This is a genomic window from Rhizobium sp. LC145 (assembly GCF_001005825.1).
GTDB lineage: Bacteria > Pseudomonadota > Alphaproteobacteria > Rhizobiales > Rhizobiaceae > Neorhizobium.
This window is the reverse complement of the sequence record NZ_LBHV01000001.1, coordinates 288,940-314,396: the sequence shown is the minus strand read 5'-3', so window position 1 is coordinate 314,396 and position 25,457 is coordinate 288,940. Positions and strand designations below refer to the sequence as shown.

Annotated in this window: 17 protein-coding genes; 11 read left to right on the top strand and 6 right to left on the bottom strand. The window is 63.8% G+C overall.

From position 1 onward, the window contains the following. Nucleotides 1–56: 56 nt before the first annotated feature. Nucleotides 57–1,451, top strand: a complete 1,395-nt coding sequence (gene gor / locus YH62_RS01555) for a glutathione-disulfide reductase (RefSeq protein ID WP_046792386.1) — start codon at nucleotides 57–59, stop codon at nucleotides 1,449–1,451. A gap of 182 nt (nucleotides 1,452–1,633) precedes the next feature. Then, the gene (locus YH62_RS01550) at nucleotides 1,634–3,007 is read left to right on the top strand and encodes a 3-deoxy-7-phosphoheptulonate synthase class II (protein WP_046792385.1); all 1,374 of its coding nucleotides are present in this window, start codon (nucleotides 1,634–1,636) and stop codon (nucleotides 3,005–3,007) included. A 78-nt stretch (nucleotides 3,008–3,085) separates the two neighbouring features. On the opposite strand, the gene YH62_RS01545 is transcribed toward YH62_RS01550, so the two are convergent. Continuing rightward, nucleotides 3,086–4,819, bottom strand: coding sequence for a pilus assembly protein TadG-related protein (locus YH62_RS01545; protein WP_046792384.1), 1,734 nt, complete (start codon nucleotides 4,817–4,819; stop codon nucleotides 3,086–3,088). A 1-nt stretch (nucleotide 4,820) separates the two neighbouring features. After that, nucleotides 4,821–5,246: a TadE/TadG family type IV pilus assembly protein gene (locus YH62_RS01540; RefSeq protein WP_046792383.1), complete on the bottom strand. Its 426-nt coding sequence runs from the start codon at nucleotides 5,244–5,246 to the stop codon at nucleotides 4,821–4,823. A gap of 239 nt (nucleotides 5,247–5,485) precedes the next feature. On the opposite strand from YH62_RS01540, the gene YH62_RS01535 reads away from it, so the two are divergent. Genes YH62_RS01535 through bluB form a run of 3 tightly spaced genes read left to right on the top strand, consistent with a single transcriptional unit; the run spans nucleotide 5,486 to nucleotide 8,690 of the window. Beyond that, nucleotides 5,486–7,159 (top strand): NAD+ synthase, encoded by a 1,674-nt coding sequence (locus YH62_RS01535; RefSeq protein ID WP_046792382.1) that lies wholly within the window; start codon nucleotides 5,486–5,488, stop codon nucleotides 7,157–7,159. Nucleotides 7,160–7,167: 8 nt separating this feature from the next. Beyond that, nucleotides 7,168–8,004 (top strand): TolB family protein, encoded by an 837-nt coding sequence (locus YH62_RS01530; RefSeq protein ID WP_046792381.1) that lies wholly within the window; start codon nucleotides 7,168–7,170, stop codon nucleotides 8,002–8,004. Further along, nucleotides 8,001–8,690 carry a 5,6-dimethylbenzimidazole synthase gene (gene bluB, locus YH62_RS01525; RefSeq protein ID WP_046792380.1) on the top strand — a complete coding sequence of 230 codons (690 nt, stop codon included), beginning with the start codon at nucleotides 8,001–8,003 and terminating at the stop codon, nucleotides 8,688–8,690. The genes YH62_RS01530 and bluB overlap by 4 nt, the downstream gene beginning before the upstream one ends. A gap of 1 nt (nucleotide 8,691) precedes the next feature. Here the strand turns inward: bluB and YH62_RS29040 are convergent, their stop codons facing one another. Together YH62_RS29040 and YH62_RS01515 are read right to left on the bottom strand one after the other, a co-directional pair. Next, entirely contained in the window at nucleotides 8,692–9,378 is a 687-nt protein-coding gene (locus tag YH62_RS29040; RefSeq protein ID WP_052760320.1) for a hypothetical protein, read from the bottom strand. Between the two features lie 137 nt (nucleotides 9,379–9,515). Then, nucleotides 9,516–11,819, bottom strand: coding sequence for an NADP-dependent malic enzyme (locus YH62_RS01515; protein WP_046792989.1), 2,304 nt, complete (start codon nucleotides 11,817–11,819; stop codon nucleotides 9,516–9,518). Between the two features lie 194 nt (nucleotides 11,820–12,013). On the opposite strand from YH62_RS01515, the gene YH62_RS01510 reads away from it, so the two are divergent. After that, nucleotides 12,014–12,826 carry a UDP-2,3-diacylglucosamine diphosphatase gene (locus YH62_RS01510; protein WP_046792379.1) on the top strand — a complete coding sequence of 271 codons (813 nt, stop codon included), beginning with the start codon at nucleotides 12,014–12,016 and terminating at the stop codon, nucleotides 12,824–12,826. Nucleotides 12,827–12,908: 82 nt separating this feature from the next. Beyond that, nucleotides 12,909–14,117, top strand: a complete 1,209-nt coding sequence (locus tag YH62_RS01505; RefSeq protein ID WP_245282024.1) for an MFS transporter — start codon at nucleotides 12,909–12,911, stop codon at nucleotides 14,115–14,117. Here the strand turns inward: YH62_RS01505 and dgcA are convergent. Further along, nucleotides 14,069–15,052 (bottom strand): N-acetyl-D-Glu racemase DgcA, encoded by a 984-nt coding sequence (gene dgcA, locus YH62_RS01500; RefSeq protein WP_046792377.1) that lies wholly within the window; start codon nucleotides 15,050–15,052, stop codon nucleotides 14,069–14,071. The genes YH62_RS01505 and dgcA overlap by 49 nt on opposite strands. Before the next feature lie 124 nt (nucleotides 15,053–15,176). Here dgcA and YH62_RS01495 point away from each other — a divergent pair, with 124 nt between their 5' ends. From YH62_RS01495 to YH62_RS01480, 4 genes are read left to right on the top strand one after another with little or no spacing between them, the layout of a single operon-like run. Continuing rightward, nucleotides 15,177–16,322 (top strand): MlaE family lipid ABC transporter permease subunit, encoded by a 1,146-nt coding sequence (locus YH62_RS01495; protein ID WP_046792376.1) that lies wholly within the window; start codon nucleotides 15,177–15,179, stop codon nucleotides 16,320–16,322. A 20-nt stretch (nucleotides 16,323–16,342) separates the two neighbouring features. Continuing rightward, complete coding sequence (locus tag YH62_RS01490; RefSeq protein ID WP_046792988.1) at nucleotides 16,343–17,164, top strand: ABC transporter ATP-binding protein; 822 nt, start codon at nucleotides 16,343–16,345, stop codon at nucleotides 17,162–17,164. Nucleotides 17,165–17,173: 9 nt separating this feature from the next. Further along, the gene (locus YH62_RS01485; protein ID WP_046792375.1) at nucleotides 17,174–18,544 is read left to right on the top strand and encodes an MlaD family protein; all 1,371 of its coding nucleotides are present in this window, start codon (nucleotides 17,174–17,176) and stop codon (nucleotides 18,542–18,544) included. Nucleotides 18,545–18,568: 24 nt separating this feature from the next. Then, the gene (locus YH62_RS01480) at nucleotides 18,569–19,174 is read left to right on the top strand and encodes an ABC-type transport auxiliary lipoprotein family protein (RefSeq protein ID WP_046792374.1); all 606 of its coding nucleotides are present in this window, start codon (nucleotides 18,569–18,571) and stop codon (nucleotides 19,172–19,174) included. Between the two features lie 123 nt (nucleotides 19,175–19,297). Here YH62_RS01480 and YH62_RS01475 read toward each other — a convergent pair whose 3' ends face one another. Continuing rightward, nucleotides 19,298–25,273 carry a hypothetical protein gene (locus YH62_RS01475; protein ID WP_046792373.1) on the bottom strand — a complete coding sequence of 1,992 codons (5,976 nt, stop codon included), beginning with the start codon at nucleotides 25,271–25,273 and terminating at the stop codon, nucleotides 19,298–19,300. Between the last annotated feature and the right edge of the window lie 184 nt (nucleotides 25,274–25,457).

The window sequence follows — 25,457 nt, the reverse complement described above, 5'->3', positions numbered from 1 at the left end:
CCGGCCGCAATCATTATATGAGTGCCACATTCCATTGCCTGCCGAAGGAGAACCCCATGGCCGCCTATGATTACGACCTCTTTGTGATCGGTGGCGGATCGGGGGGCGTGAGGGCGGGCCGCGTCGCGGCGTCGCTCGGAAAGAGGGTGGCGATCGCGGAAGAATATCGCTTCGGCGGAACCTGCGTCATCCGTGGCTGCGTGCCGAAGAAACTCTTCGTCTACGCCTCGCAATTCGGCGAGCATTTCGAGGATGCCGTTGGCTTCGGCTGGGAGGTGGGAACGAGCACCTTCGACTGGAAGAAGCTGATCGCCGCCAAGGACAAGGAGATCGCCCGTCTCGAAGGCCTCTACCGCAGGGGACTGGAGAATAACGGCGCCGAGGTTCTGGAAACTCGGGCCGAACTGGTGGATGCCCACACGATCCGGCTGGTAAATACGGGCAAGACCGTCACGGCGGAAAAGATCGTGATCGCGACCGGCGGCTCGCCGAACCCGCACGCTGCCCTTCCCGGGCACGAGCTCTGCATTTCCTCCAACGAGGCCTTCGATCTGCCCGAGCTGCCGCGCTCGATCCTGATTTCAGGCGGCGGCTACATCGCGGTTGAGTTCGCCAATATCTTCCACGGCCTCGGCGTGGATACGACGCTGATCTATCGCGGCAAGGAGATCCTTGTCCGCTTCGACCAGGATATGCGCCAGGGGCTCCACAAGGCGATGGTGGAAAAGGGTATCCGCATCGTCCTGACCGATGTCATCGAGGAAGTGACGAAGGCGCCGGCCGGCGGGCTCGTCGCCCGCACCCTCAGCGGCGAGACGATCGCCGTCGATACGATCATGCTGGCTCTTGGGCGCGATCCGAACACGCAAGGACTCGGACTGGAGGCAGCCGGCGTCGAGGTGAACGAGCGCGGAGCGATCGTCGTGGACGAATATTCCCGCACGAGCATTCCGCATATCTACGCACTCGGCGATGTCACCGACCGGGTACAGCTGACCCCGGTAGCGATCCATGAGGCCATGTGCTTCATCGAGACGGCCTTCAAGGACAATCCGACGGCGCCCGACCACGAACTCATCCCGACGGCCGTCTTCTCGCAGCCCGAGATCGGCACGGTCGGGCTTTCGGAAGAAGCCGCCTGTAAGAAATATCCCGTGATCGAGGTCTACCGCGCCGAATTCCGCCCGATGAAGGCGACGCTCTCGGGCCGCGCGGAGAAGATGATCATGAAGCTCGTGGTCGATGCGAAGAGCCGCAAGGTGGTTGGCGCGCACGTTCTCGGCCACGACGCGGGCGAGATGGCGCAGCTTCTGGGCATTCCGTTGAAGGCCGGGCTCACCAAGGAAGATTTCGACCGCACCATGGCGGTGCATCCGACGGCTGCCGAAGAACTCGTCACCATGTACAAGCCGAGCTACCGGGTGGTGAACGGCGAGCGCGTGGACGCCTGAGCGAGAGAGGCGGATTCCAGCTTGCCGTATGCGGCGGACCCCTCAAAAATAGTGGGTTCGTCGCAACATGCGGCCGGCTGTAACTGCCGCTATGCAAGAGCTTCGTTAAGGTTTATAAGCCCGCATCCCCGAGATCGAAGGCGCGCGGCGGCATCTGCCGATGCGGCAAACAGGTGAGTAAGATGGCACAAAACTGGACCCCGAGCACATGGCGGCTGAAACCGATCCAGCAGGTCCCGGAATATCCGGATCAGGCCGCGCTGGCTGCAACGGAAGCACAGCTTGCGACCTTTCCGCCGCTCGTCTTTGCCGGTGAGGCTCGGCGTCTGAAGAAGCAGCTCGCAAGCGTTGCGGAAGGCAATGCTTTCCTGCTGCAGGGCGGCGACTGCGCCGAAAGCTTCGCGGAACATGGCGCGGACAATATCCGCGACTTCTTCCGCTCCTTCCTGCAGATGGCCGTGGTTCTGACCTATGGCGCGCAGCTTCCGGTCGTGAAGGTCGGGCGCATCGCCGGCCAGTTCGCCAAGCCGCGCTCCTCGAACATCGAGAAGCAGGGCGAGGTGGAGCTGCCGTCCTATCGCGGCGACATCATCAACGGCATCGATTTCACGCAAGAGTCGCGCACGCCGAACCCGGAGCGCCAGCTCGACGCCTACCGGCAGTCGGCCGCGACGCTCAACCTGATCCGCGCCTTCGCCATGGGCGGCTATGCCAATCTCGAAAACGTCCACAAGTGGATGCTCGGTTTCGTGAAGGACAGCCCGCAGGGCGAGCGCTACCGCAAGCTTGCCGACCGCATCAGCGAAACCATGGAGTTCATGAAGGCGATCGGCATCACCGCGGAAAACCAGCCGAGCCTGCGCGAGACGGACTTCTTCACCAGCCACGAGGCGCTGCTTCTGGGCTACGAGGAAGCGCTGACCCGCGTCGACTCCACGTCTGGCGACTGGTACGCCACATCCGGCCACATGATCTGGATCGGCGACCGCACGCGCCAGCTCGACCATGCGCATGTAGAATATTTCCGCGGCATCAAGAACCCGATCGGCCTCAAATGCGGCCCCTCGCTGCAGCCCGATAACCTGATCGAACTCATCGACGCGCTGAACCCGGCAAACGAAGCGGGCCGCCTGACGCTGATCTGCCGTTTCGGCCACGACAAGGTCGCCGACAGCCTTCCGAAGCTGATCCGCGCCGTGGAGCGCGAAGGCAAAAAGGTCGTCTGGTCCTGCGATCCGATGCACGGCAACACGATCACGCTCAACAACTACAAGACCCGGCCGTTCGAGCGTATCCTTTCGGAAGTGGAAAGCTTCTTCCAGATCCACCGCGCCGAGGGCACGCATCCGGGCGGCATCCATGTCGAGATGACCGGCAAGGACGTGACCGAATGCACCGGCGGCGCACGTGCCGTTACGGCCGGTGACCTGCAGGATCGCTACCACACCCATTGCGATCCGCGCCTCAACGCGGACCAGGCGCTGGAACTGGCCTTCCTGCTCGCCGAGCGCATGAAGAGCGGCCGCGACGAGAAGCGCATGGTCGTGAACGGCTGATCGGCCGTTTTCGAAGAGCAAACATGAAGAAGGCCGGCGGAAACGCCGGCCTTTCTGCTTTCCGTGCTTCGTGCCGGATTACTGGACGAGCACCGGACGCTGGCAGCTCACGCCGGTGACCCGCACGTCGGCCTCGCCGATCCGCACGCCCAGCGTAACAAGCAAGTTGTAGAGCACCGTGTCGAGCGGCTTGGTCAAAAGGCCCAGCGTATCGGCCAGCGCGTTCTGGATGAGCGTTGGCGTTCCGAGAGCAAGCGGCCCCACCTGGATTTCGAGTTTGAGCCGGCGGATAGCCGAGGTGAGGAGGCTTGTCAGCGTGTCGGTGGTCGGTACGGATTGGACACGTGCGGCGGCTATGTCAGCGGGCGAGAAGGTCAGCGTCTTCTTCGTGAGATTGCCCGCGGCGATATCCGCCTTGCCTGTGATGTTGATGAGGAGCGACGAGAGGATTTTTGCCTCCGTCACGCGCGGTTTCGTGCCGAAATTCTCGAAAGCGGTCTGATCGACCTTGCCTAGGCCGAGGGAAGCGACCCCCGGAACCACTTCGACATCGACCGTGCCCGGCGATCCGGCACCGCAGCGGATATCGGCAAGCCGCGCTTCTGCGTGGGCGACTTCCAGATAGAGTGGAACTTCCACCTTCAGCCCGGCGATCGCCGCAAGCCCATCGACCGCGACCCGCAGCGCAAGCCGCGTCTGGGCGGTGCGGACGACGGTACCCGGCTCGCCGACGGCGGTCGGAGGCGTGCCGACGGGCGGTTCGCCGATCGCGAGATCCAGCGTGATCGAGGCAAGCCCCGGAATGGTGGCCCCGAGATCGATGGCGAGCTGCTTGCCATTGTTGCCGGCGACGGCCGCGGCCGAGATGATGTCCATCAGGCTCGCCTTGACCATCAACCCGTCACCCTGGCCGACGAGGTTTTCCGAGAGCGGACCGAGCGCCAGGATTTCCTCGAGCTTCAGCTTGACCTGCGTCCTGCCGAGCGCATTTTCAAGCGTGTTCAGCACGGTATCGACGGCCGGTGTAACGCCGGTGGTCTTGCCGAGCGCGTCGAGCAGCTTGCCATAGGTGATTTCGGTCGCGAGCACGTCCGAATAGGTGCCTGCAGTCAGGCCGAGATCGATCGCGAGCGCGTCCAGCACGTGGAGCAGGTTCACCTGGGTATCCACGAGCGCCCGGTAGTCCATGACCTTCAGCGACACCGTCGTGCCGAGGAGCTTGCCGAGCAGCGCGTTCAATATGCCGCCGTCGAGGCTTGCAAGCCGCGAGCCGACTGAAAAGGCAGCCACCTTGTTGCTTGCGGCGGTGCCGGTCGCCCGCAGTTCCGGCGCGGTGGCGAAGCTGCCGGCGAAGAAGAGATCGCTCTTGCGCACGACCGTCACCTTCACCGCGTCATAGGGCTGGACACCCGCCTGGAAGCGCTGATCCACCGGTTTTTCGGGATCGGGCACGTAGCGCCCCTTGACGAGCATGGCGTAGCCGTCTCGACTTTCGAAAATCTTTTCCGGATCGAAGGGAATTTCGCCTTCCGGTGTCATCGCCCCCGTTTCCGTGCGGACGGCGAGATTTTGGCCGTTCATCTGGAAATAGGAAAGCACGGCCTCTTCCGGCTTGTTCATGGCGCTGGAGGCGGCGATTGCCGAGAGGTCGGCGGTCTGCTGCAAGGCGCGCTTCTGAAGCGTGAGATTGCCGTAGTCGATGCCGAGCGCGAGCGCGCCTATGACGACCGGAAAGGTGAGGGCGGCCGAAATGGCGATATTGCCGCGCGTGTCCCTCAGCAGCCCACGTGATGTATGCCACAGTCCCCGCATGTCATATCCCTCCCATCCTCATGGTGGAGAACCTGCGGATACGCTGATCCGGCAGGGCATAGCTGAAGAGATTCCAGATCGGCAGGTCGCCCGCGTCGTATTCGATGGCGACGGTGAACTGGTTGGGATTTTTCGGATCGTCCTCGACGTCCAGCGTCAGATGATCCTTCCTCAGGAAGGCGTGGTTCATCGTGGACGTGTCGAGAAAGTTGCGGACGAGCTCTTTCCGTTCGGTGGCATTGAGGCCGGCGATGGCGGTGCGGGCGGCGTCCGCCGCGAGCTGCTGGACGGAATGGGCGGCACTCAGATAGATGCCGTAGCCGATCAGCGAAAAGAGCGTGAGAAAGAAGACCGGCGCGATGATGGCGAATTCCACCGCCGAGGCGCCCGATCTCGAGCCTAACAGGTGTTTGAGTCGTGCCGACATTGCCCCAACCCCATTCATAAATGCAATGTCGCTGATCGTGCAGGGCGGACGCTAATCGGAGGTTATGAAACTTCGTAAAAATTGAGCGATTCTCGATTTATGCAAACAATAGTAGTGGAAAACGCTTGTGCCGAAGACGGGAATCCGCCGATGAAGTTGCGGATGGCTGACGAGACGATGTTGAAAAAATGTGCTACGGCGACGTTGCCGCTATTCGATCCCAACGTTAAATCATTGTCATGACCGAAGAAAACCGCCAGACCCTGCGTATCGCCGTTGCACAGCTCAACCCCACGGTCGGCGATGTCGCCGGCAATTTGGCGTTGGCCCGCGAGGCCCGAAAGGATGCCGCCCGTGAAGGGGCGGATCTCATCGTCTTCACCGAACTCTTCATCTCCGGCTATCCGCCGGAGGATCTGGTGCTGAAGCCGGCGTTCCTGAAAGCTTGCCTGAAGGCGGTGGAGGATCTGGCCGCCGATACCGCCGATGGCGGTCCGGGCGTGGTGATCGGGTTTCCGCGCCAGGGCAAGGAAGGCAGGCACAATGCGGTGGCGCTGCTCGATGGCGGCAAGATCGTCGCCATAAGGGACAAGGTCGATCTGCCCAATTACGGCGAGTTCGACGAGAAGCGGGTCTTCACGGAAGGATCGATTTCCGGACCCTACAATTTTAGGGGTATCCGGATCGGCATCCCGATCTGCGAGGAAATCTGGAACGACATGGGCGTCTGCGAGACGCTGGCCGAAAGCGGCGCCGAGATCCTGATCGTCCCGAACGGCTCGCCCTATTATCGCGGCAAGGTGGATGTCCGCCATCAGGTGGCGTTGCGCCAGGTGATCGAGAGCGGCCTGCCGCTGCTCTTCGCCAACCAGGTCGGCGGGCAGGACGAACTGGTGTTCGACGGCGCGAGCTTCGCGCTCAATGCCGACAATTCGCTCGCCTTCCAGATGAGCCAGTTCGAGCCGGCCATCGCCGTCACCGAATGGAAGAGGAATGGCGAGGGCTGGCGCTGCACGAACGGACCGATGTCGCGCATCCCGGAAAAGGAAGAGGCGGATTACCGCGCCTGCCTGCTCGGCTTCCGCGACTACGTCAACAAGAACGGCTTCAAGTCCGTGGTATTGGGCCTCTCGGGCGGTATCGACTCGGCGATCTGCGCGGCAATCGCCGTGGATGCACTGGGCGAGGAGCGGGTGCGCACCGTCATGCTGCCCTACCGCTATACGTCGGAGGATTCGTTCAAGGATGCCGCCGATTGCGCGCGGGCGCTCGGCTGCCGCTACGACATCGTGCCGATCGCCGAGCCGGTCGACGGTTTCTCCTCCGCGCTTTCCGAGCTTTTCGAGGGTACGGATGAGGGCATTACCGAGGAAAACCTGCAGAGCCGCGCCCGCGGCACGATCCTGATGGCGATCTCCAACAAGTTCGGCTCCATGGTGGTGACGACGGGCAACAAGTCGGAAATGTCGGTCGGCTATGCGACACTCTATGGCGACATGAACGGCGGCTTCAACCCGATCAAGGACCTCTACAAGATGCAGGTCTATGCGCTGGCCGCCTGGCGCAACGAACACCTGCCGCCCGGCGCGCTGGGCCCGACGGGCGAGGTGATCCCCAAGAACATCATCTCCAAGGCGCCTTCCGCTGAGCTGCGTCCCAACCAGACGGACCAGGATTCGCTGCCTCCCTATCCGGTGCTCGACGATATCCTGGAGTGCCTGGTCGAGATGGAAATGAGCACGGAGGAGATCGTGGAGCGCGGGCACGATGTGGCGACCGTGCACCGCATCGAGCACCTGCTTTATCTCGCCGAATACAAGCGCCGCCAATCGGCGCCGGGCGTGAAGATCACCAAGAAGAATTTCGGCCGCGACCGGCGTTACCCGATCACCAACCGTTTCCGCGACCGATAGGACCACGGATGGCGCTTCGTAGTTCGATCGAAATCTTCGACATCCGCACGCGCGCGAGCCGCGTGGTATGGCAGACGGACGAGTTGTTCGAAGCGCCGAACTGGTCGCCGGACGGGCGTTACTTGATGCTCAACAGCGAAGGGCTGATCTATCGCCTGTCGCCGGATGGTGACAGCGGGCCCAAGCTTCTGGATACCGGCTTTGCGAGCCAGTGCAACAACGATCACGGGATCTCGCCGGATGGCAGCCTGATCGCGATTTCCGACAAGGTGGAATTCGGCAAGTCGGCAATCTACGTGCTGCCGGCCGAAGGTGGCGAACCGAAACTGGTGACGCGCAACCTGCCGTCCTACTGGCACGGCTGGTCTCCCGATGGGAAGACCTTCGCCTATTGCGGCATCCGCGATCAGGTCTTCGACATCTATACGATCGGCATCGAAGGCGGCGAGGAGAAGCGGTTGACCTTCGGCGAGGGCCGCAATGACGGGCCGGATTATTCGCCTGACGGGAAGTGGATCTATTTCAATTCGAGCCGCACCGGGCTGATGCAGATCTGGCGCGTTCCGGCGCAAGGCGGCGCGGTGGAACGCATCACCCATAGCGATTACGGGGACTGGTTTCCGCATCCGTCACCGAAGGGTGACAAGGTGGTCTTCGTCTCCTACGACGCCGACGTGTTCGACCATCCGCGCGACAGACAAGTCAGGGTGCGGCTGATGGATATGGACGGCGGCAATGTCGAGACGCTGTTCGATCTCTTCGGCGGGCAGGGAACGATGAACTCGCCCAATTGGGCGCCGGAAGGAGAACGGTTCGCCTATGTCCGTTATTTTCCGATCCCATGAGTGCTGACAAGGATAACGGGTTGGAGGCTGCCGCGGCGTTCGAACCCGCCGAGCGCGAAGCCGTCTACCGGGCGATCGAGACCCGGCGCGATGTGCGCGACCAGTTCCTTCCCGACACGCTGCCGGACGACCTCGTAGCGAGGCTTCTGGGTGCTGCGCATTCGGCGCCCTCCGTCGGCTTCATGCAGCCGTGGAACTTCATCCTGATCCGTGATCCGGCCGTGCGCGAGGCGGCCTGGGCTGCCTTCTCGCGCGCCAATGCGGAGGCCGAGGCGATGTTTCCCCAGGAGAAGCGGGATCACTACAGGAGCCTGAAGCTCGAGGGCATCCGCAAGGCGCCGCTCTCGATCTGCGTCACCTGCGATCCCGACCGCGCCGGGCCGGTGGTGCTCGGCCGCACGCATAATCCGCGCATGGACGTCTATTCCACGGTCTGCGCCGTGCAGAACCTCTGGCTCGCGGCGCGCGCCGAAGGGGTGGGCGTCGGCTGGGTCAGCATTTTCCACGACAAGGACGTGCGCGAACTGCTCGGCATTCCCGAGCGGATCGAGATCGTCGCCTGGCTTTGTCTCGGCTATGTCGACCGGCTCTACCCGGAGCCGGAACTGGCGATCAAGGGCTGGCGGCAACGGCTGCCGCTGGAAGACCTGGTCTTCCGCGACCGCTGGCAGGAACCAGGCCGCTGAATCACTGCATGGGCTGCGGTCCCGGTGAGGCCGGGTTGGCGAGATCGATATCGTTTTCTTCCGGAAAGAATTGCGGCCCGACGCTGCGCACCTTCTGGTTCCGATCGTAGGGGCGCTCCGGCGGCGGCTCCGGCTTCAACTCGGCAGACTTGGCCGGCTCGGAGGGCTGCGCGGGGGCAAGGGTGCGCAGGTTGGTGATGCCGGAATAGGGTTCGATGGCGGCGTTGCCGGACTGCTCGGGTTCGGCAGCCTTCGGCAGGGCGGAAATTTCCGTCACGTCACAGCCGTTTCGTTGCAATGCCGCGAGAACCCCGGATGGATCCGCCGACGGCCGCACCAAGGACCGTGCCTCGTCGCGCCGCATCGTGATGTCCTGGCGGTCGGCTTCCATGGCGCCGAGTTCGGCCTGCATGTCGCTGCAGATATCGTCCGGGCCGCCGAAGGAAACGATGCTGCCCGCGCCGCAGCCCGCCCGCCGCATTTCGATCCTGAGATCGCGGATATCGGCGTTAAGCCGGCTAAGTTCCTGCGCGTGATACCGCACCTCAGCCGTGTTGCCGATGACTTGCGGGCTGTTGCCGAGCCTGCGCTGAAGCGCTTCGCAATCCGGTCGGTCCTGCGCCGCGGCCGCGATGGGCAGGAGCGCAATAGCCAGAAGAGGGACGATCAGGAACCCGCGAGGTTGCATGGCGTCATCCGGTGAAGTTTGAGTTCAAGCCTCGATCATCGGACTGGTCGGTTGATAATGTCATAATAGTCGTGCCTGAAGCGTGTGGATAGATCGTATCCGCTTTCACCTTTCAGGACACTTTTACGTGACATGCGTTAGGGCTGCGACGCCTCCACCACGGCGAGCGCCGCCATGTTGACGACGCCGCGCGAGGTGACCGACTGCGACAGGATATGTGCCGGCATTGCGGTCCCGAGCAGGATCGGGCCGACATGCAGCGCGTCCATCATCTCCCGCGTGATGCCGAGCGTGATATTGGCGGCATCGAGATTGGGGAAGACGAGGAGGTTCGCTTCGCCGGTCAGTGTGCTGTTCGGCATGGCGCGCTTGCGAAGCGCTTCGGAAAGCGCCGAGCCGCCCTGCATCTCGCCATCGACTTCGAGATCGGGCGCCAGTTCCCGCACGATGCCGAGCGCCTCGCGCATCTTGGCTGCACTTTCGGAATTGCGCGAGCCGAAGTTCGAGTGGCAGATCAGCGCCGCCTTGGGGGTGATGCCGAAGCGGCGGATTTCCTGCGCCGAAAGCACGGTGATCTCCGCGATTTCGCGGGCGGACGGGTTGTAGTTGACGAAGGTGTCGCTGAAGAAGATCGCGCCACGCTGCGAAATGATTAGGCTGAGGCCGGAGAAGGCACAGACGCCCGGCCGTTTGCCGATGATCTGGCCCACGTCGCGCAGATGGCGGTCGTAGCGGCCTTCAAGGCCGCAGATCAGCGCGTCGGCCTCGCCGCGCCGCACGGAGAGCGCGCCGATGACGGTGGTATTGGTGCGGACGATGGTGCGCGCGGCTTCCGGGTTGATGCCGTTGCGGCCGACCAGCGCGAAATAATCCTCGACATACTCGCGGTAGCGCGGATCGTCTTCTGGATTGACGACTGCGAAATCGACATTCGGCCGGATGCGGATGCCGAAACGCTTGAGGCGCGCCTCGATGACCGAGGGACGGCCGATGAGGATCGGCTTGGCGATGTTTTCCTCGAGCAGCACCTGGGCCGCGCGCAGCACACGCTCGTCCTCGCCTTCGGCGAAGATGACGCGCTTCTTCTCGGCGTCCTTGGCGGCGGTGAAGATCGGCTTCATGACGAAGCCGGAGCGCCAGACGAAACGGTTGAGCTGATCAAGATAGGCGTCGAAGTCCTGGATCGGACGGGAGGCGACGCCGGTTTCGGCGGCCGCTCTTGCGACGGCCGGCGCGATGCGAAGGATCAGCCGCGGGTCGAAGGGCGAGGGGATCAGGTAATCCGGCCCGAAGATTGGCGTGTCTTCCGAATAGGCACGGGCTGCGACGTCGGAAACTTCCTCGCGAGCAAGCGCTGCGATCGCCCGGACCGCCGCCATCTTCATTTCCTCGTTGATCGTGCGGGCGCCGCAATCGAGCGCGCCGCGGAAGATATAGGGGAAGCAGAGAACGTTGTTGACCTGGTTCGGGAAATCCGAACGGCCGGTGCAGATCATTGCGTCCGGGCGCGCCTTGCGGGCAAGTTCCGGCATGATCTCGGGTGTGGGGTTGGCAAGCGCCAGGATGAGCGGCTTTTCCGCCATCTGGGCAAGCAGTTCGGGCTTCAGCACGCCGGCGGCGGAGAGGCCGAGGAAGACGTCGGCGCCGCCGATGCTTTCGGCGAGCGTGCGCTTGTCGCTCTTCTGCGCGTAGATCGACTTCCACTCGTCCATGAGCTCGGTGCGGCCCTCGTAGACGAGGCCCTCGATGTCATGAACCCAGATGTTCTCCGGTTTGGCGCCCAGCGACACCAGGAGATGGAGACAGGCAAGCGCGGCCGCGCCGGCGCCAGAGGTGACGATCTTCACCTCGGCGATGTTCTTGCCGGCGAGCTCGAGGCCGTTCAGGATGGCTGCGGCGACGATGATCGCGGTTCCGTGCTGGTCGTCGTGGAAGACCGGAATGTTCATCTTCTCGCGAAGCCGGCGCTCCACCTCGAAGCATTCCGGGGCCTTGATATCCTCGAGATTGATGCCGCCGAAAGTGGGTTCGAGCGCCGAGACGGTCGAGACCATCGCGTCGATCCCCGGCGCGTCGATCTCGATATCGAAGACGTCGATGCCCGCGAACTTCTTGAAGAGCACCGCCTTGCCCTCCATGACGGGCTTCGAGGCGAGCGGGCCGATATTGCCGAGACCGAGCACCGCCGAGCCGTTCGAGATCACGGCGACGAGGTTGGCGCGGGCAGTATAATCCGCCGCCATGTCGGGATTGTCGCGGATCGCAAGGCAGGGTGCTGCGACACCCGGCGAATAGGCAAGGGCCAGATCGCGCTGGTTGCCGAGCGGCTTGGTCGCCTGGATCTCCAGCTTTCCGGGGCGTGGGTAACGGTGGAAAAACAGCGCCTGTTCATCGAGATCGCCACTTGTCGGCGTGCCCTGCGACTTCTGTTGAGAATCCATCGTTCCTTCTGCCATTGCGCTACCCATATCTTCGAAACAGAAACCCTCCTTACATCAATCGGCAGGGGTGGACAGCATCAAATTTGCGCCTGCGTCAGAATCGCGCCGCCGGGCGCGAAGCGGCGCGTTGTCATCTTCCTGAAACACGAGTCTGATTTTGGGAGACTGAAAGCGGGCAACGAAAGGGCAGCTTCGTGAACGGTCCACAGATCAGGCATTTCAGGACGTTGTTCATTTCCGACGTGCATCTGGGCTCCAAGGCGGCACGAACGGAACTCCTCCTCGATTTTCTCCGTCACCACGAAGCCGAAACCATCGTTCTCGTCGGCGACATCGTCGACGGCTGGCGGCTGAAGCGAAACTGGTACTGGCCCCAGGGCTGCAACGACGTTGTCCAGAAGCTTCTGCGCAAGGCGAGAAAAGGCACGCGGATCGTCTACATCCCCGGCAACCACGACGAATTCCTGCGCGATTTTCCGGGAATGCATTTCGGCGGCATAGAAGTGGCCGAACGCATGATCCACGAAATGGCCGACGGGAAGAAGTATCTCGTCCTGCATGGCGACGAATTCGACGTCGTGGTGCGCAATGCCCGGCTGCTCGCCTATCTCGGCGACTGGGCCTATGACGCGGCGATCGTCGTCAACGGCTGGCTTGCCGCGATCCGCCGCAAGCTCGGCATGCCCTATTGGTCGTTCTCCGCCTGGGCCAAGCTTCAGGTCAAGCACGCCGTCAATTTCATCGGGGAGTTCCAGAACGTCGTGGCGGAAGAGGCACGCCGCAACAATGTCGATGGCGTCATTTGCGGGCACATCCACCATGCGGTGATGCAGGACATCGACGGCATCCACTACGTCAATACGGGCGATTGGGTGGAAAGCTGCACCGCCGTGGCCGAACACCGGGACGGCACGCTCGAGATGATCTCCTGGCAGCGGATGGGCGCCGGCGCCGACATCATGACGCTTACGAAACCGCAATCCGTCGAGGATGTGCAGGCCGCCTGACCGATCCCAAATTCTGGCCATAGGCGCAGACGGCGAGCTGTGCTAGGGAAGCGATAGTCTTTCCAACCTATCCGTTATCCCCTTGACCACTGCACGCCCGGCGGAAATCCCACCCCGCCACTTCCAACTGCGCTGCGCGCTGGCCTATGGCGCGCCGATCGCGGTGAACGGCATCGCATTGCCCTATTTTCCGGTCTGGCTGGAATCACTCGCTTTCAGCGAGGTGGAAATCGGCATCGTGCTCGCCGCGCCGATGATCCTGCGGGTCATCGCCGCTCCCGTTGCGGGGGCACTGGCAGACCGGATACCGGAACGGGCCAACGTGCTTCTGTGGTCCGGAGCCCTTTCGCTTCTGACGGCTCTGGCGCTCTTCGTGACGGAGAGTTTCTGGCCGGTGCTGATCGTATTCGGCCTGCAGGCGGCGGTCTTCGCGCCTTACGTCCCGATCGTCGAATCGATCGCCGTCACCGGCGTCCAGCGCTGGGGCTTCCAATATGGCGCCATGCGCGTCTGGGGCTCGATCGGATTCGTGGTATCGACGCTGCTTGCCGGCGAACTCATCGGCATCTGGGGCGGAACGGTCGTCCCTTCGGCGCTCTCGATCGTCTTCCTGCTGACGATCGTCGCGGCCTATGCCGCGCCGCGCCTCGGCCGCGCATGGCCTGCCGGAACTTTGCCGGAAGCAGGCAGCAGACATGGTTTGCTCCGGCGCATGGACCTGCACGCCCTGATGATCGGGACATCGGCCGTTCAGGCAAGCCATGGCATGTTCTATGCCTTCTCCGCCATCCACTGGCAGCAGATCGGCTTTTCCGGCGGGGCGATCGGCATGCTCTGGAGCGCGGGCGTGATCGCCGAGATACTCGTCTTCTTCGCGGCCGGATGGCTCGCCCGGCGCTTCTCGCCCTGGACCCTGATCCGGCTCGGCTCGGCGGTCGCGATCGCGCGATGGATGCTGTTTCCGCTGCCGCTCGGCTTCTGGGGCTATCTGGCCCTGCAATGCAGCCATGCCTTCACCTTCGCCTTCGTGCATATCGGCGTGCAGCATCGGCTGGCGGAGACGGTGGGTGAAGACCAGGCATCCTCCGCGCAAGGGGCCTATTTCTTCTATAACGGCGCCCTTCTTGCGCTCTCGACCTTCCTGTCCGGTCTCATCTACCGGGAATACGGACTGCCGAGCTATATGCTGATGGCGGTTTTTGCAGCAATCGGGCTCGTTGGCGTGGCGCTCGCCGCCCGTATTCAGCCCCAGAGCGCAGGTACGGGCGGGAAGACCAGCGAGCCCTCGTAGCGCAAGCCACCGGGACGGTCCTGTGCCAAGAGCAAGGGGCCGTCGAGATCGGCAAAATCGGCATCCTGGGCGAGGAGAACTGCCGGGGCCATGGCAAGCGAGGAGCCGACCATGCAGCCGACCATTACGGAAAAGCCCAGCCGTTTCGCTTCCGCTTTCATGGCGAGTGCCTCCGTTAGGCCGCCCGTCTTGTCGAGCTTGATGTTGACGGCATCGTAGCGCGCGCGGAGGTTTGCGAGATCGCCGGTGGAATGCACGCTCTCGTCGGCGCAGACCGGGACGGCCCGCCTGATGCCGGCAAGCGCTGCATCCCGGCCGGCGGGCAGGGGCTGCTCGATCAGCGATATCCGGGCTTCCTCCGCGACCGACAGGTGGCGGGCAAGGTTCTCCTCCGTCCAGCCCTCGTTCGCGTCGAGAATGATCCCCGCCTCTGGCGCTGCCTCCCGGACCGCGCGGATGCGGGACGTATCGTCGGCGGTTCCCATCTTCACCTTGAGGAGAGGGCGCGCCGCATTCTTCCTCGCTTCGGCCGCCATGGCTTCCGGTTCCCCCAGCGAGAGGGTGAACGCTGTCCCCCGCGCCTTGGGTTTTTCGATGCCGAAAACCGCCGCTGCGCGCCCGCCGCTTTGCTTGGCTTCGAGATCCCAAAGCGCGCAGTCCACCGCGTTGCGGGCCGCGCCCGGCTTCATGATCTTCTGCAGGGCCTGCCTGTCGAGGCCATTCTCGATCGCGGCCGCGGCCGCGCGGATATCCGCAACGACGCCTTCGATGCTTTCGCCGTAGCGTTTGTAGGGCACGCATTCGCCGCGTCCCGAAAGCCCATCCTGGCGGATCGTGCAGGTCACGACTTCGGCCTGCGTCTTGGAGCCGCGCGAGATGGTGAAGAGACCCGCGATCGGAAAGGTTTCGATTGTGGCTTCGAGGTGACGGCCCATGGTTTTGCGTGTTCCCGACATGGCAATTCCGGTGAAGGCGGCTATATTGCCCGTCTCGCTGGCGCGATCAACCGGTCGGTGCCGAAGGCGAGGTTTCGAACCGCGAAAGATGCCTGTGACTTTGATGCCAGCCGAAAGCCGCAACGCCGAGATAAGGGCCGAGAACGTCCAGGGCGGCGAGCGCTATGTACTGACGGGCGATTGGCGCAACCAGAGCATCGCGAAAGTCTTGCCTACTCTGGAAAAGCTGGGGCGGTCCGGCGGGCAGGGGCCGCTGGAGGTCGACATCTCGGGTGTGGAGGGTATCGACACCGCGGGCGCCTGGCTGATCCGCAGGCTGATGACGGCAAAGCAGGAACAGGGACGCGAAACCGCGCTGGCAAGCCCCAACAGCGCCTTCAGGGAATTGATCGAGGTCCTTCCGGAAAAAGCGCCCGCTCCGCCGAAGAAAGGCAGGGAGGGCGGCACGCTGTTCGAACGCATGTTCGCTCCGCTCGGCAAGTTGATCGCCGATCTCGGCAGCGATTTCTACGCGGCCATGCATATTCTGGGTTCGGCCGTGCGGGGCGCACAGCTCAAGTTCGGGCGCGGCGCGGGGATCTCGCCGGCTTCGGTGGTCAATCAGATCGACCACATGGGCGTTCGCGCGGTGCCGATCATTACCCTGATGTCCTTTCTGATCGGCGCGATCATCGCCCAGCAGGGTGCGTTCCAGCTCCGCTATTTCGGCGCCGAGATATTCGTCGTCGATCTCGTCGGCATCCTGCAATTGCGCGAAATCGGCGTGCTTCTGACGGCGATCATGATCGCCGGCCGTTCGGGAAGCGCGATCACCGCCGAAATCGGCTCGATGAAGATGCGCGAGGAGATCGACGCGCTGACCGTGATCGGCCTCAACCCGGTGGGCGTGCTCGTCTTTCCGCGGCTGGTGGCGCTGACGGTGGTGCTGCCGCTCCTGACCATACTGGCGAATTTCGCCGCCCTTTTCGGCGCGGCGATCATTGCATGGAGCTATTCCGGCATCACCTTCGATACCTTCCTGTCGCGGCTGCACGAGGCGATCGACAATTCATCCGTCGCTTCGGGCATGATCAAGGCGCCGTTCATGGCTCTGGCGATCGGCATCGTGGCGGCTGTCGAAGGCATGAAGGTCGGCGGCAGCGCAGAATCTCTCGGCCAGCACGTCACCGCCTCGGTAGTGAAATCGATCTTCGCGGTCATCCTGATGGACGCGCTGTTCGCGATCTTCTACTCGGCGATCGATTTCTGAGGGGGCGGCGCGTGAACGATATGGCGAGGATACCGGAAAACAGCGCGGAGGAGAGGCAGGTCGTGCTTTCCGTGCGCGACCTGACGGTCGGCTTCGGTTCCAACATCGTCCTGGATCACCTCGACCTCGACGTCTATCGCGGCGAGATTCTCGGCTTCGTGGGAGCTTCCGGCACCGGCAAATCGGTGCTGATGCGGACCGTGCTGCGGCTTTTGCCGCATCGCACCGGGACCATTCACATCCTCGGCAGCAATTACGAGCGGGCCAGCGATGACGAACGCATGGCGCTGGATATGCGGCTCGGCGTCCTCTTCCAGCACGGCGCGCTGTTTTCGGCGCTGACCGTCAAGGAGAACATCCAGCTTCCCATGCGGGAATATCTCGACCTGCCGCAGTCGCTGATGGACGAGCTTGCCTATCTAAAGATCGAAATGGTCGGCCTCGCGCCGGATGCCGCCGACAAATATCCCTCCGAGCTTTCCGGGGGCATGATCAAGCGGGCGGCGCTCGCCCGGGCGCTGGCGCTCGATCCGGATCTCGTCTTCCTCGACGAGCCGACCTCCGGGCTCGATCCCATCGGGGCGGCGGAGTTCGACATGCTGATCGCCAAGCTGAGAGATACGCTCGGGCTCACCGTCTATATGGTAACGCACGACCTCGACAGCCTTTTTTCCGTCTGCGACCGTATTGCCGTGCTCGGACAGAAACGGGTATTGGTTGAGGGGACGCTTGAGGATATGTTCGCCTGCGACGATCCATGGGTTCGATCCTATTTCCGCGGGAAGCGGGCGCGCGCCGTCGTAACTTCCGAAAAGCCCGAGGCGGACGAGACAGAGAAGTGACCTGAACGCATGGAAACCAGAGCCAACTACGCCCTTGTCGGCTTCTTCACCCTGCTGGTCGTGGCTGCCGCGTTCGGTTTCGTCTATTGGATGGCGGAATACGGCCGTGGCGGACCGAGGGCGGAACTTGCGATTCGCATTCCCGGATCGGCCAATGGTCTCTCCGTCGGTTCGCCGGTGCGCTTCAACGGTATTGCGGTCGGCAGCGTGCGCAGTCTCACGATCGACCAGGAAGATCCGCAATTCTCCATTGCCTTCACCGAAGTGCGCGCCGATGCGCCCGTCTTCCCCTCGACCAGGGCGGTCCTGGAGGTGCAGGGCCTCACCGGCGCCGCCTATATCGAGCTTTCCGGCGGAAGGACGGGTGAAGAGAACATTCTCGAGAGGTCTATCGAGACGGGCCAGCCCGCCGTTCTGATCGCCGATCAATCGAGCGTCACGAACCTGCTCGCAACCGCCGACAAGATCCTCGACCGCGCCGATCAGGCGATTTCCGACATCCAGGGCTTCGTGGCCGATGCCAGGGGACCGTTGACCCAGACGATCCGCAACGTCGAAACCTTCACCTCCGCGCTCAGCCGCAATTCCGACAGCATCGACGAGTTCCTGGAGAGCCTCTCCACGCTTTCCAGAACCATCGACGGTGTTTCCGGGCGTCTGGATTCGACGCTTGAGGCCGCAGAGCAGCTCGTGCGCGCCGTCGATGCGCAAAAGATCAATTCCGTCGTCTCCAATGCCGATCGGATCACGCGCAACGTCGCCAATGCTTCGGATGATTTCGGACAGGTGGTTGCGAACGTGAAGAACGCCGCGTCGAGCTTCGAAAAGGCGGGTCAGGACGCCCAAACGGTGCTGAGACGGGCCGATACGCTGCTTACTGCCGTCAATGCGGACAATGTCGGAACGGCGATCAACAATTTCACGGCAGCCTCGGAGGACGCCCGCAGCGCCGTCGCCTCCGCCCGCGGCGTGGTGGAAAGCGTTGCCGGACGCCGGGAGGATATCGACAAGGCGATCGGCGATTTCACCGAGCTTGCGCAGAAGCTCAACAACGCCTCCAGCCGCGTCGATGGCATTCTCGCCAAGGTCGACGGCATGGTCTCGGGCGGTGATTCTCAATCCCTGTTTGCCGAAGCGCGGCGCACGCTCGAGAGCTTCCGTACGGTTGCCGACAACATGAACGCCCGCATCGGCCCCATCGCGGACAATCTGCAGCGCTTCTCCGCGAGCGGATTGCGTGACATCCAGACGCTGGTCGACGATACGCGCCGCACGGTTCGCACGCTCAACGACACGATCAGCAATTTCGACGAAAACCCGCAGCGCCTCATCTTCGGCGGCGAGACGGTGAAGGAATATGATGGCAGAACGCGGCGGTAAGTTCATAAGAACATTGAGGATTTCATGAGAGGTGCGGGGTATTTCGAGCGTCGCCATGCGCTTTTGCTCGCGCTGCCGCTGACTGCGGCATTGTTGAGCGGATGCGGCACTAAGGCGAACAACGACACGTTCGATCTTTCGCTGACGCCGGCGGTGGACGGACCTTCCGCCCGCAACCGGCAGATTTTGGTGCCGGAACCGACCGCGCTGAAAATGCTGGACAGCGAGCAGGTGGTGGTGCGCATATCGCCTTCGGAGGTCCAGTATCTCGCAAATTCCCGCTGGGGCGATCGTCTGCCGCGCATGGTGCAGTCGAAGCTCGTCGAGGCATTCGAGAATTCCGGCAGGCTCGGCGGCGTGGGCAAGCCGGGGCAGGGACTGGCGATCGACTATCAGGTGGTGACGGATATCCGTACCTTCGAAGTGACGACCGACGGTACGCGCGTGGCGAATGTGGAAATCTCCGCCAAGATCCTCAACGACCGTAACGGCACCGTTCGCGCCCAGAGCACCTTCAAGGCGAGCGCGCCGGTCTCCGGCTCGGAGAACCGGGATTTCGTCTCGGCCCTGGACAGAGCCTTCGCGAAGGTCGGCTCCGAGATCGTCGACTGGGCGCTCCGTTCTATGTGAGGCCAAGATGGTCGCCGATTGTGGCGGACGCCAGCAAAACTGACTTCCTTCACAAACAAGAACGGCCGCCCCTAGAGGCGGCCGTTTTGTTTCTATTTCGCAGGCTCCGCTTTGCGAGGCGGCTTAGCTGAACCGGCCTGCCGCATGGGCGAGCATGGTATAAACCTTGCCCGTATCCGAAGTCAGGTAGCTCTGCGTCACGCTCTTGTCGCGATCGGTGCGGGCGACATCGGCAAGCAGCTTCTCGAAATCGGCTATATAGCGGTCGACGGCAGTGCGGAATTCCGGCTCGCGGTCATACTTGCGCTTGATCTCGTCGAAGGTCTGCTGGCCTTTCAGCGTGTAGAGGCGACGGGTGAAGACGTCGCGCTCGCCGCGCTGGTAGCGGCGCCACAGATCGACCGAAGCGTCATGATCGATCGCGCGGGCGATGTCGACCGAAAGCGAGTTCAGCGATTCCACCATGTGGCGCGGATTGCGGTTGTCGCCATTGCTCTTTGCCGCCGGGGCGGGGGCTGCTTCGCTTGTCGGACGGGCGGGCTGCTGGCGTGCAGCCTGGTTGGCGTCGTCGCGGGAAGCGCCGCGGAGGAGATCGCTGATCCAGCCGCCGCCGTCCTCACGCCGGGTCGCCGGTTCCGAGCGCGGCTGGGCTGGCGCCTGAGGTGGCGTCTGGGCCGGTGCGGAACGCTCGAGCCCAAGCGTACCCCTCAGGCCGCTGGAATAGGTTTCCGCGCGGGGAGCTGGCTGCGTGGATGCCGCGGGAGCAGGGCGCTCAGGCTGCGGCTGGGGAGCCGTACGAGCCGCTGCCGGCTCTGAGACCTCGAGCTGCTGGGCCGAACGGCCGACGAGCTGGGAGAGGTCCTGGAGCGCCTTGATCTGCTCGGCCACGGCGCGGCGCATCGCGGCAGCGCTTTCCTTGGCTTCTTCCGGGAGATCGAAGGCGCCGCGCTTCAGTTCCGAACGGGTCGTGTCCAGTTCGCTGCGGATCTCGTTGGCGGAGCGGCGGATTTCATCCGTCGCGCCGGCAAAGCGGCCGATCGCCTCTTCCACGGACTGCCGCAGCGTTTCGCGAAGCTTGTCGGCGGCGCTGTCCGAACGCTGTGCGGCATCGGAGAGCAGGCGGTCGATATCGTCCAGCGAGCTCGTGATGCCGCCCCGCATGCGCTCGGCGACATCCCGCGAGCGGCGCTCCGCTTCGGTGAGGGTGGATTCGAGCGCCCGATTGGCCTCCTCGCTTGCCCCGTGCAGGGCTTCGCGCATGGCGTCCGCCGTAAGTTCGGCACGCTGCTGAGTTTCGCCAAGCGTGCGGCCGATATCGGCAAAGGAGGCGAGAAGGTCTTCGCGCAGGCGCGTGGCGACATGCGCGGAGCGATCCTCCGCCCGCTCGAAGGCGCCTTCAAGAAGCGTGGTCATGCCGCGCATCGTTGCCTCGATCTCTTCCGACCGCTTGACGAGGCCGACGGAGAGCGTGCGCAGGGCAGTCTGGCGTTCGTCCAGCGTGCTGGCGAGGTTGGACTGGGCGGCGCCGAGCAGTTCGGACGCCTGGGCGAGCACTTTGGAATGCTCGTCGAAGCGGGCGACGATGCCGCCGACCTGGCTGAGGGTCTGGCCGGAAATGTTCGACAGGCGGTCGATGTTGTTTTCCAGGAGGCGACTGGAGCCGGCGACCATGTCGGCAGCCTGGGTCGCCGCTTCCGAGAAGCGCGTTGCCGTCGAGTCGAGCTTCTCGTCCACGCCGACGAACTGCTGTGCGGCATAATCCGCCGCGGCGTGCATGTCCTGCAGCGCCTGATGGACGACGGTCGAGATGTCCGCGTTGCTGGTTGCAAGGCGGTCGATGAGGCTGTTGACGCTGGTCGACAGGCCCTGTTCGGCGAAGCGGATGGTGCCGGCGGCATCTTCGGCGCGCTGCGCGATTGCCGCCAGCGTGTCGTTGGTGCGTGCCGCGATCGCATCGACCAGCGCATCGTTTTCGTTGCGGATGCGGTTGGTGCTTTCTTCCGCGGCGGCGACAAGCCGTTCCGTGCTCGCCTGGGCGGCTGCGGCCATCTGATCGGCCGCGGCGCGGCCGGTCTGGGCAAAGCCCTCGATCATTGGACGCGCCTTTTCGTCGATCAGTCGCGACAGCTCTTCCGAGCGGCCGGCGAGCATGGAGTTCAGGTCGCGGGTACGGCTGTCGAGCGAGGAGCGGATCGCATCGCTGCGAGCGGCGAGCGCGCGGTCCACCGAGTCCATGGCGGCGTTGATCTCGCCGGCGGTCTCGGAAAGCGTGCTGCGGATGGTGCCGCCGCGCGCCTCCAGCGTCCGCTCGGCTTCACCGAGCGCCTCGGAGATTGCGGTGACCTGGCGCTTCACCAGGGAATCCGCTTCGGCGACCTTGTGGACGATCGCGTTGCCGGCATCGGAGAATGCCTGCGCGACGGTCGCCGCCTGGCCTGCCAGGCGGTTCTGTGTTTCCGAGATGCGCTCGACGATCTCGCTCGAGCGGTCCTCGATCGCCTTCGTGAACTCGGCATTGCGGGTGCTGAGTTCCTCGGTGAACTCCGAGCCGGCGCGGGCGAGCAGTTCCGCCGAGCGCATGGCTTCGCTGTCCATTCCTTGAGCGGCGGCGCTGACGGCTTCGCGCAGCGTCGAGGCAAGCCCCGAAGCCTTGCCTTCGATCGTGCGTGTGACGTTGTCGAGCCCGATGGTGAGCGCCCGGTCCATCGTGGACAGGCGTTCCTCGATATGCGCGGTGCGGCCGTCCATGGTTTCGGCGATGCGCTCGCTCGCTTGCGTGCTGATGCGCTCGATGTCGGCGGTGCGCGCCGTGAGCGTTTCGTCGATGCGCGTGGCGATCTCGCCGCCGATGCGTTCGATGTCGCTGGTCCGCTGGCCGAGCGTATTTGCAAGGCTGCGGCCGGCATCGTCCACCAGCTGCGTGACATTGCCGAGTTCGTCGCGGATACGGCCTTCGAGACCTCCGAAAGTGGTCTCGATCTTCTCGCCCGTCTGGTCGAGCGCCGTGGAAACGCCGCCGACCGTCTGCTCGATGCGGCTGGAGAAGGCGTCCGCCGAACGGCTGATCTCACCCGCGGCCTCGCCGAGGCGGCCGGCAATGTCGCCGGCGGTCTCGCGCAGCCGCTGTTCGAGGGCCTCGCCTGCACCGTCGATGGCGGCGCGCAGGGAGTCCTGATGGCTTTCCAGCGACATTTCCAGCATTCCGGCGCTGGCGGCGACCGTCGTGCCGATCGAGGTCGCCTGGTCGGACAGCATGTTGCCGATCTGCTCCTGCGCATCGGTCAACGCGACGGAGATCATGTTGCTGCGCTCTTCGAGCGTCTGGCGCATGCGGTCGTAGCCCGAACCCAGCGTCTCGGACATCTGCCGGTTGGCCGCATCGACGGTCTCGGCCATGCGCTCGTTGCCCTGGCCGAGCGTTGCTTCCAGGCGCTCGTGCGATCCGGAAAGCGTGCTCGTCAGCAGTTCCTGCGACGTGGCGAGCGTGAACTCCATGTTTTCCAGCCCGTCGGCCAGGCTTTCCTGGAACCGGCGCGAACCGTCGCCAAGAGCCGTTTCGATCCGGCTGGCGGCAGAGCCCACGGTTTCCTCGATGCGCCCGCTATTGGTCTCCAGAACGCGGGTGAGATCGGCGGTCCGGCTTTCAAGCGACTGATCGAGCCGCTGCTGGTTTTCCGCATAAGCGGTGCGGATAGCCTCGGAGCGGCTTGCAAAGGCCTGTTCGAGCCGGCTGTCGGCATCGGCGGCGGCGTTCAGCAGGGAAGCCGCCTTCTCGTCGAGCATTCCGGCGAACCGGTCTTCGCTGAGCGCAAAGGACGTGGTGAGTTCCATCGCCTTGTCGTCGAAGATTTCGGCAATCCGATCGCTGTTTTGCGTAATCGTGCGATTGAAGTCGGAAACGCGCTGGTCGAGGCCGGTTCCGAGCCGCTCCTCGCTTTCGGCGAGGGTGCGCGTGATGGTTTCCGCACGCTCGTCGAGAATGTTCGCCAGGCGATCCGGAGCGCCGGACAATGCGTTTTCGACGACGGAAGCCTTGCGCTCGATGAGTTCGGCCAGACGTTCGCCGTTGGTGGCGAGCGCTTCGCTCACCTGCTCGACGCGACGGCCGAGATTTTCGCCAAGCAGGTGCTCGCTGTCGGAAAGCGTGCGGGAAAGGGCCGCGGTGCTCCGGTCCAGAACGTCCGCCATGCGGTCGTGGGCGCCCGAAACGGAGCCGATGATGGCGTCCGAACGCGTCTCCAGCGTTTCCTCGAAGCGGGATTGGCTCTTCGCCAAGCCTTCGAGAAGGGCATCACCGCGTTCGCCGAGAACGGCGTTGATCCGCTCATGCGTGGAGCCGATCGCGCTCTGGATCTCCTCCGATCGCGCCGCAAGCGCATCGGAAAGCTCGCGCGTGCGGCTGTCGAGCATGGAGTCCAGCACTTCCTGGCTGGTGCCGAGCGTCGTCGCAAGCGCCAGCGACTGGTCGGTAAGCGCCGAACCGATACGTTCGATGCTGGAGCTCAGAATGCCCTCGATGGCTTCCGAGCCGCCCGCGACCGTCTCATTGATGCGGGCGAGGCTATCCATGAGCTTGCTGTCGAGCGAACCTGCGCGCTGGTCGAAGGCGGTGGTGAACTGCGCCAGCCCGTCGTCAAAGCTGGTGCTCAGCTGGCCCACGGTCGTCTGCAGCCGCTCCTCGAAGAGGCCGGTGCGCAGGTCGAGATCCATGATCGCGTCGTCGGCCGCGCTCTGCAGGCTGCTGCGGAAGGTGGTGCCCTTCTCGTCGAGCGTGCGGTGGAGGGTTGTGATGACGTCGTCGAGCGTGCCGGTAATGGAGCGTTCGCCGTCGTTCAGGCCCTCGGTGATCTCGCGGGTGCGGGCAAGCAGCGTCTCGTTGAGCTGGCGTGTCCGTTCGGCAAGGGCGGCGTTCAGCTTCTCGGTATTGGCGTCGAGCGTGGAGGCGCGCGTCTCGAACTCGCCGAGAAGGGCCTGGCCGCGATCGGAAAGCGTCGATGTCAGGGTCTCCAGCCGCTCGTCGAATTCGTGGGCGAGCGCGAAACCGGAGGAATTCAGCGTCTGCAGCAGAGTGTCGGCCTTGGCCGAAAGCAGCGTGCCCAGGGCCTCGCCGGCCGCATGGGACTTCTCCATGAGGGCTGCGGCGCGGGTATCGATCATCGAGGCGAAAGCCTCGCCGGAGGTCGCCAGACGGACGGAAATCTCCTCCGTTGCAAGCGAAAGCTCTTCCTTCAACTGCTCATGCGCGCCAACGATCGAGGAGCGGATGCGTTCGGCATGGTTGACGATCGAATCGCGTTCCGAGCCGAGCTCATGCACCAGGCCGCGCATGCGCAGCTCGTTGTCAGCATAGCTGCGCTCCAGCGCGTTCACTTCGGAGTGCACGAGGGTTTCGAGCTCGGCGGCGCGGGCGATCGTGCGCTCGATGCCTTCGTTCATGGCCGAGACTTCGCGGCGGACGGCCTGGCCGACCGTCATGATGCGTTCGCTGGCAATGGTTTCCGGCTCGGAGAGCCTCAGCGCCACCTCGGCCATGGAGCGGGCCGCGTTGCGCAGATCCTGCGCGCGCGCCATCATGATCGCGAAGGCATAGAAGAGCAGGATCGGCACGATGATGCCGACGAGAATGGCGACGACGCCCGGAATGGCCAGAACCTCAGCGATCGAGCCGAGCTGCCAAATGCGGCTTCCATAGACCAACTGTCCGAGGCCGAGGCCGGCAACCGCCCAGAGGATCGATATCAGTGTCGCGTTGCGCAGCGACGAGCGCATCGAGCCGCTTTCGAGCGCGCGAAGCATGGTGACCGGGTTGCGCCGACCGCTGTCGTTGGCGGGCTCGAAAGCCGGCGCGCGGGGCGCGGCTTCGGGCGATGCGGAGCGGACCGGTTCGGCCTGCGGGGCAGGGCGCTGGCTTGGCGTATCTGACACTCTGGCCTCCGAGGCGTGGGACGCGGAACTCTTTGCCGAAGACTTCTGGCCCGGGGATTTTGGAGAGGGCCTGGGGCGAGATTCCGGCTCGTCGTTGAAATCGATCTTTAGAGCATCCTCCAGAGCCTGGAACGCGGTCTCGTCGATCGACTCGCTGCTGGTATTCTTCGCCATGCGGTTACGCCTCGTTACATACTCGCCCGGCCGTTCCTTGTACGCACCCCCGCCCAGTGGTCCCGTACAGAAGATACTGCCTGCCGGAAACCCTTCGTTCCGTCGCCGGATGTCGGGATTTCCATTTCACTTTACAATTTCAGACGGCTGTTCTTTCAAACGGATGATAAGGAAAACTTACCAG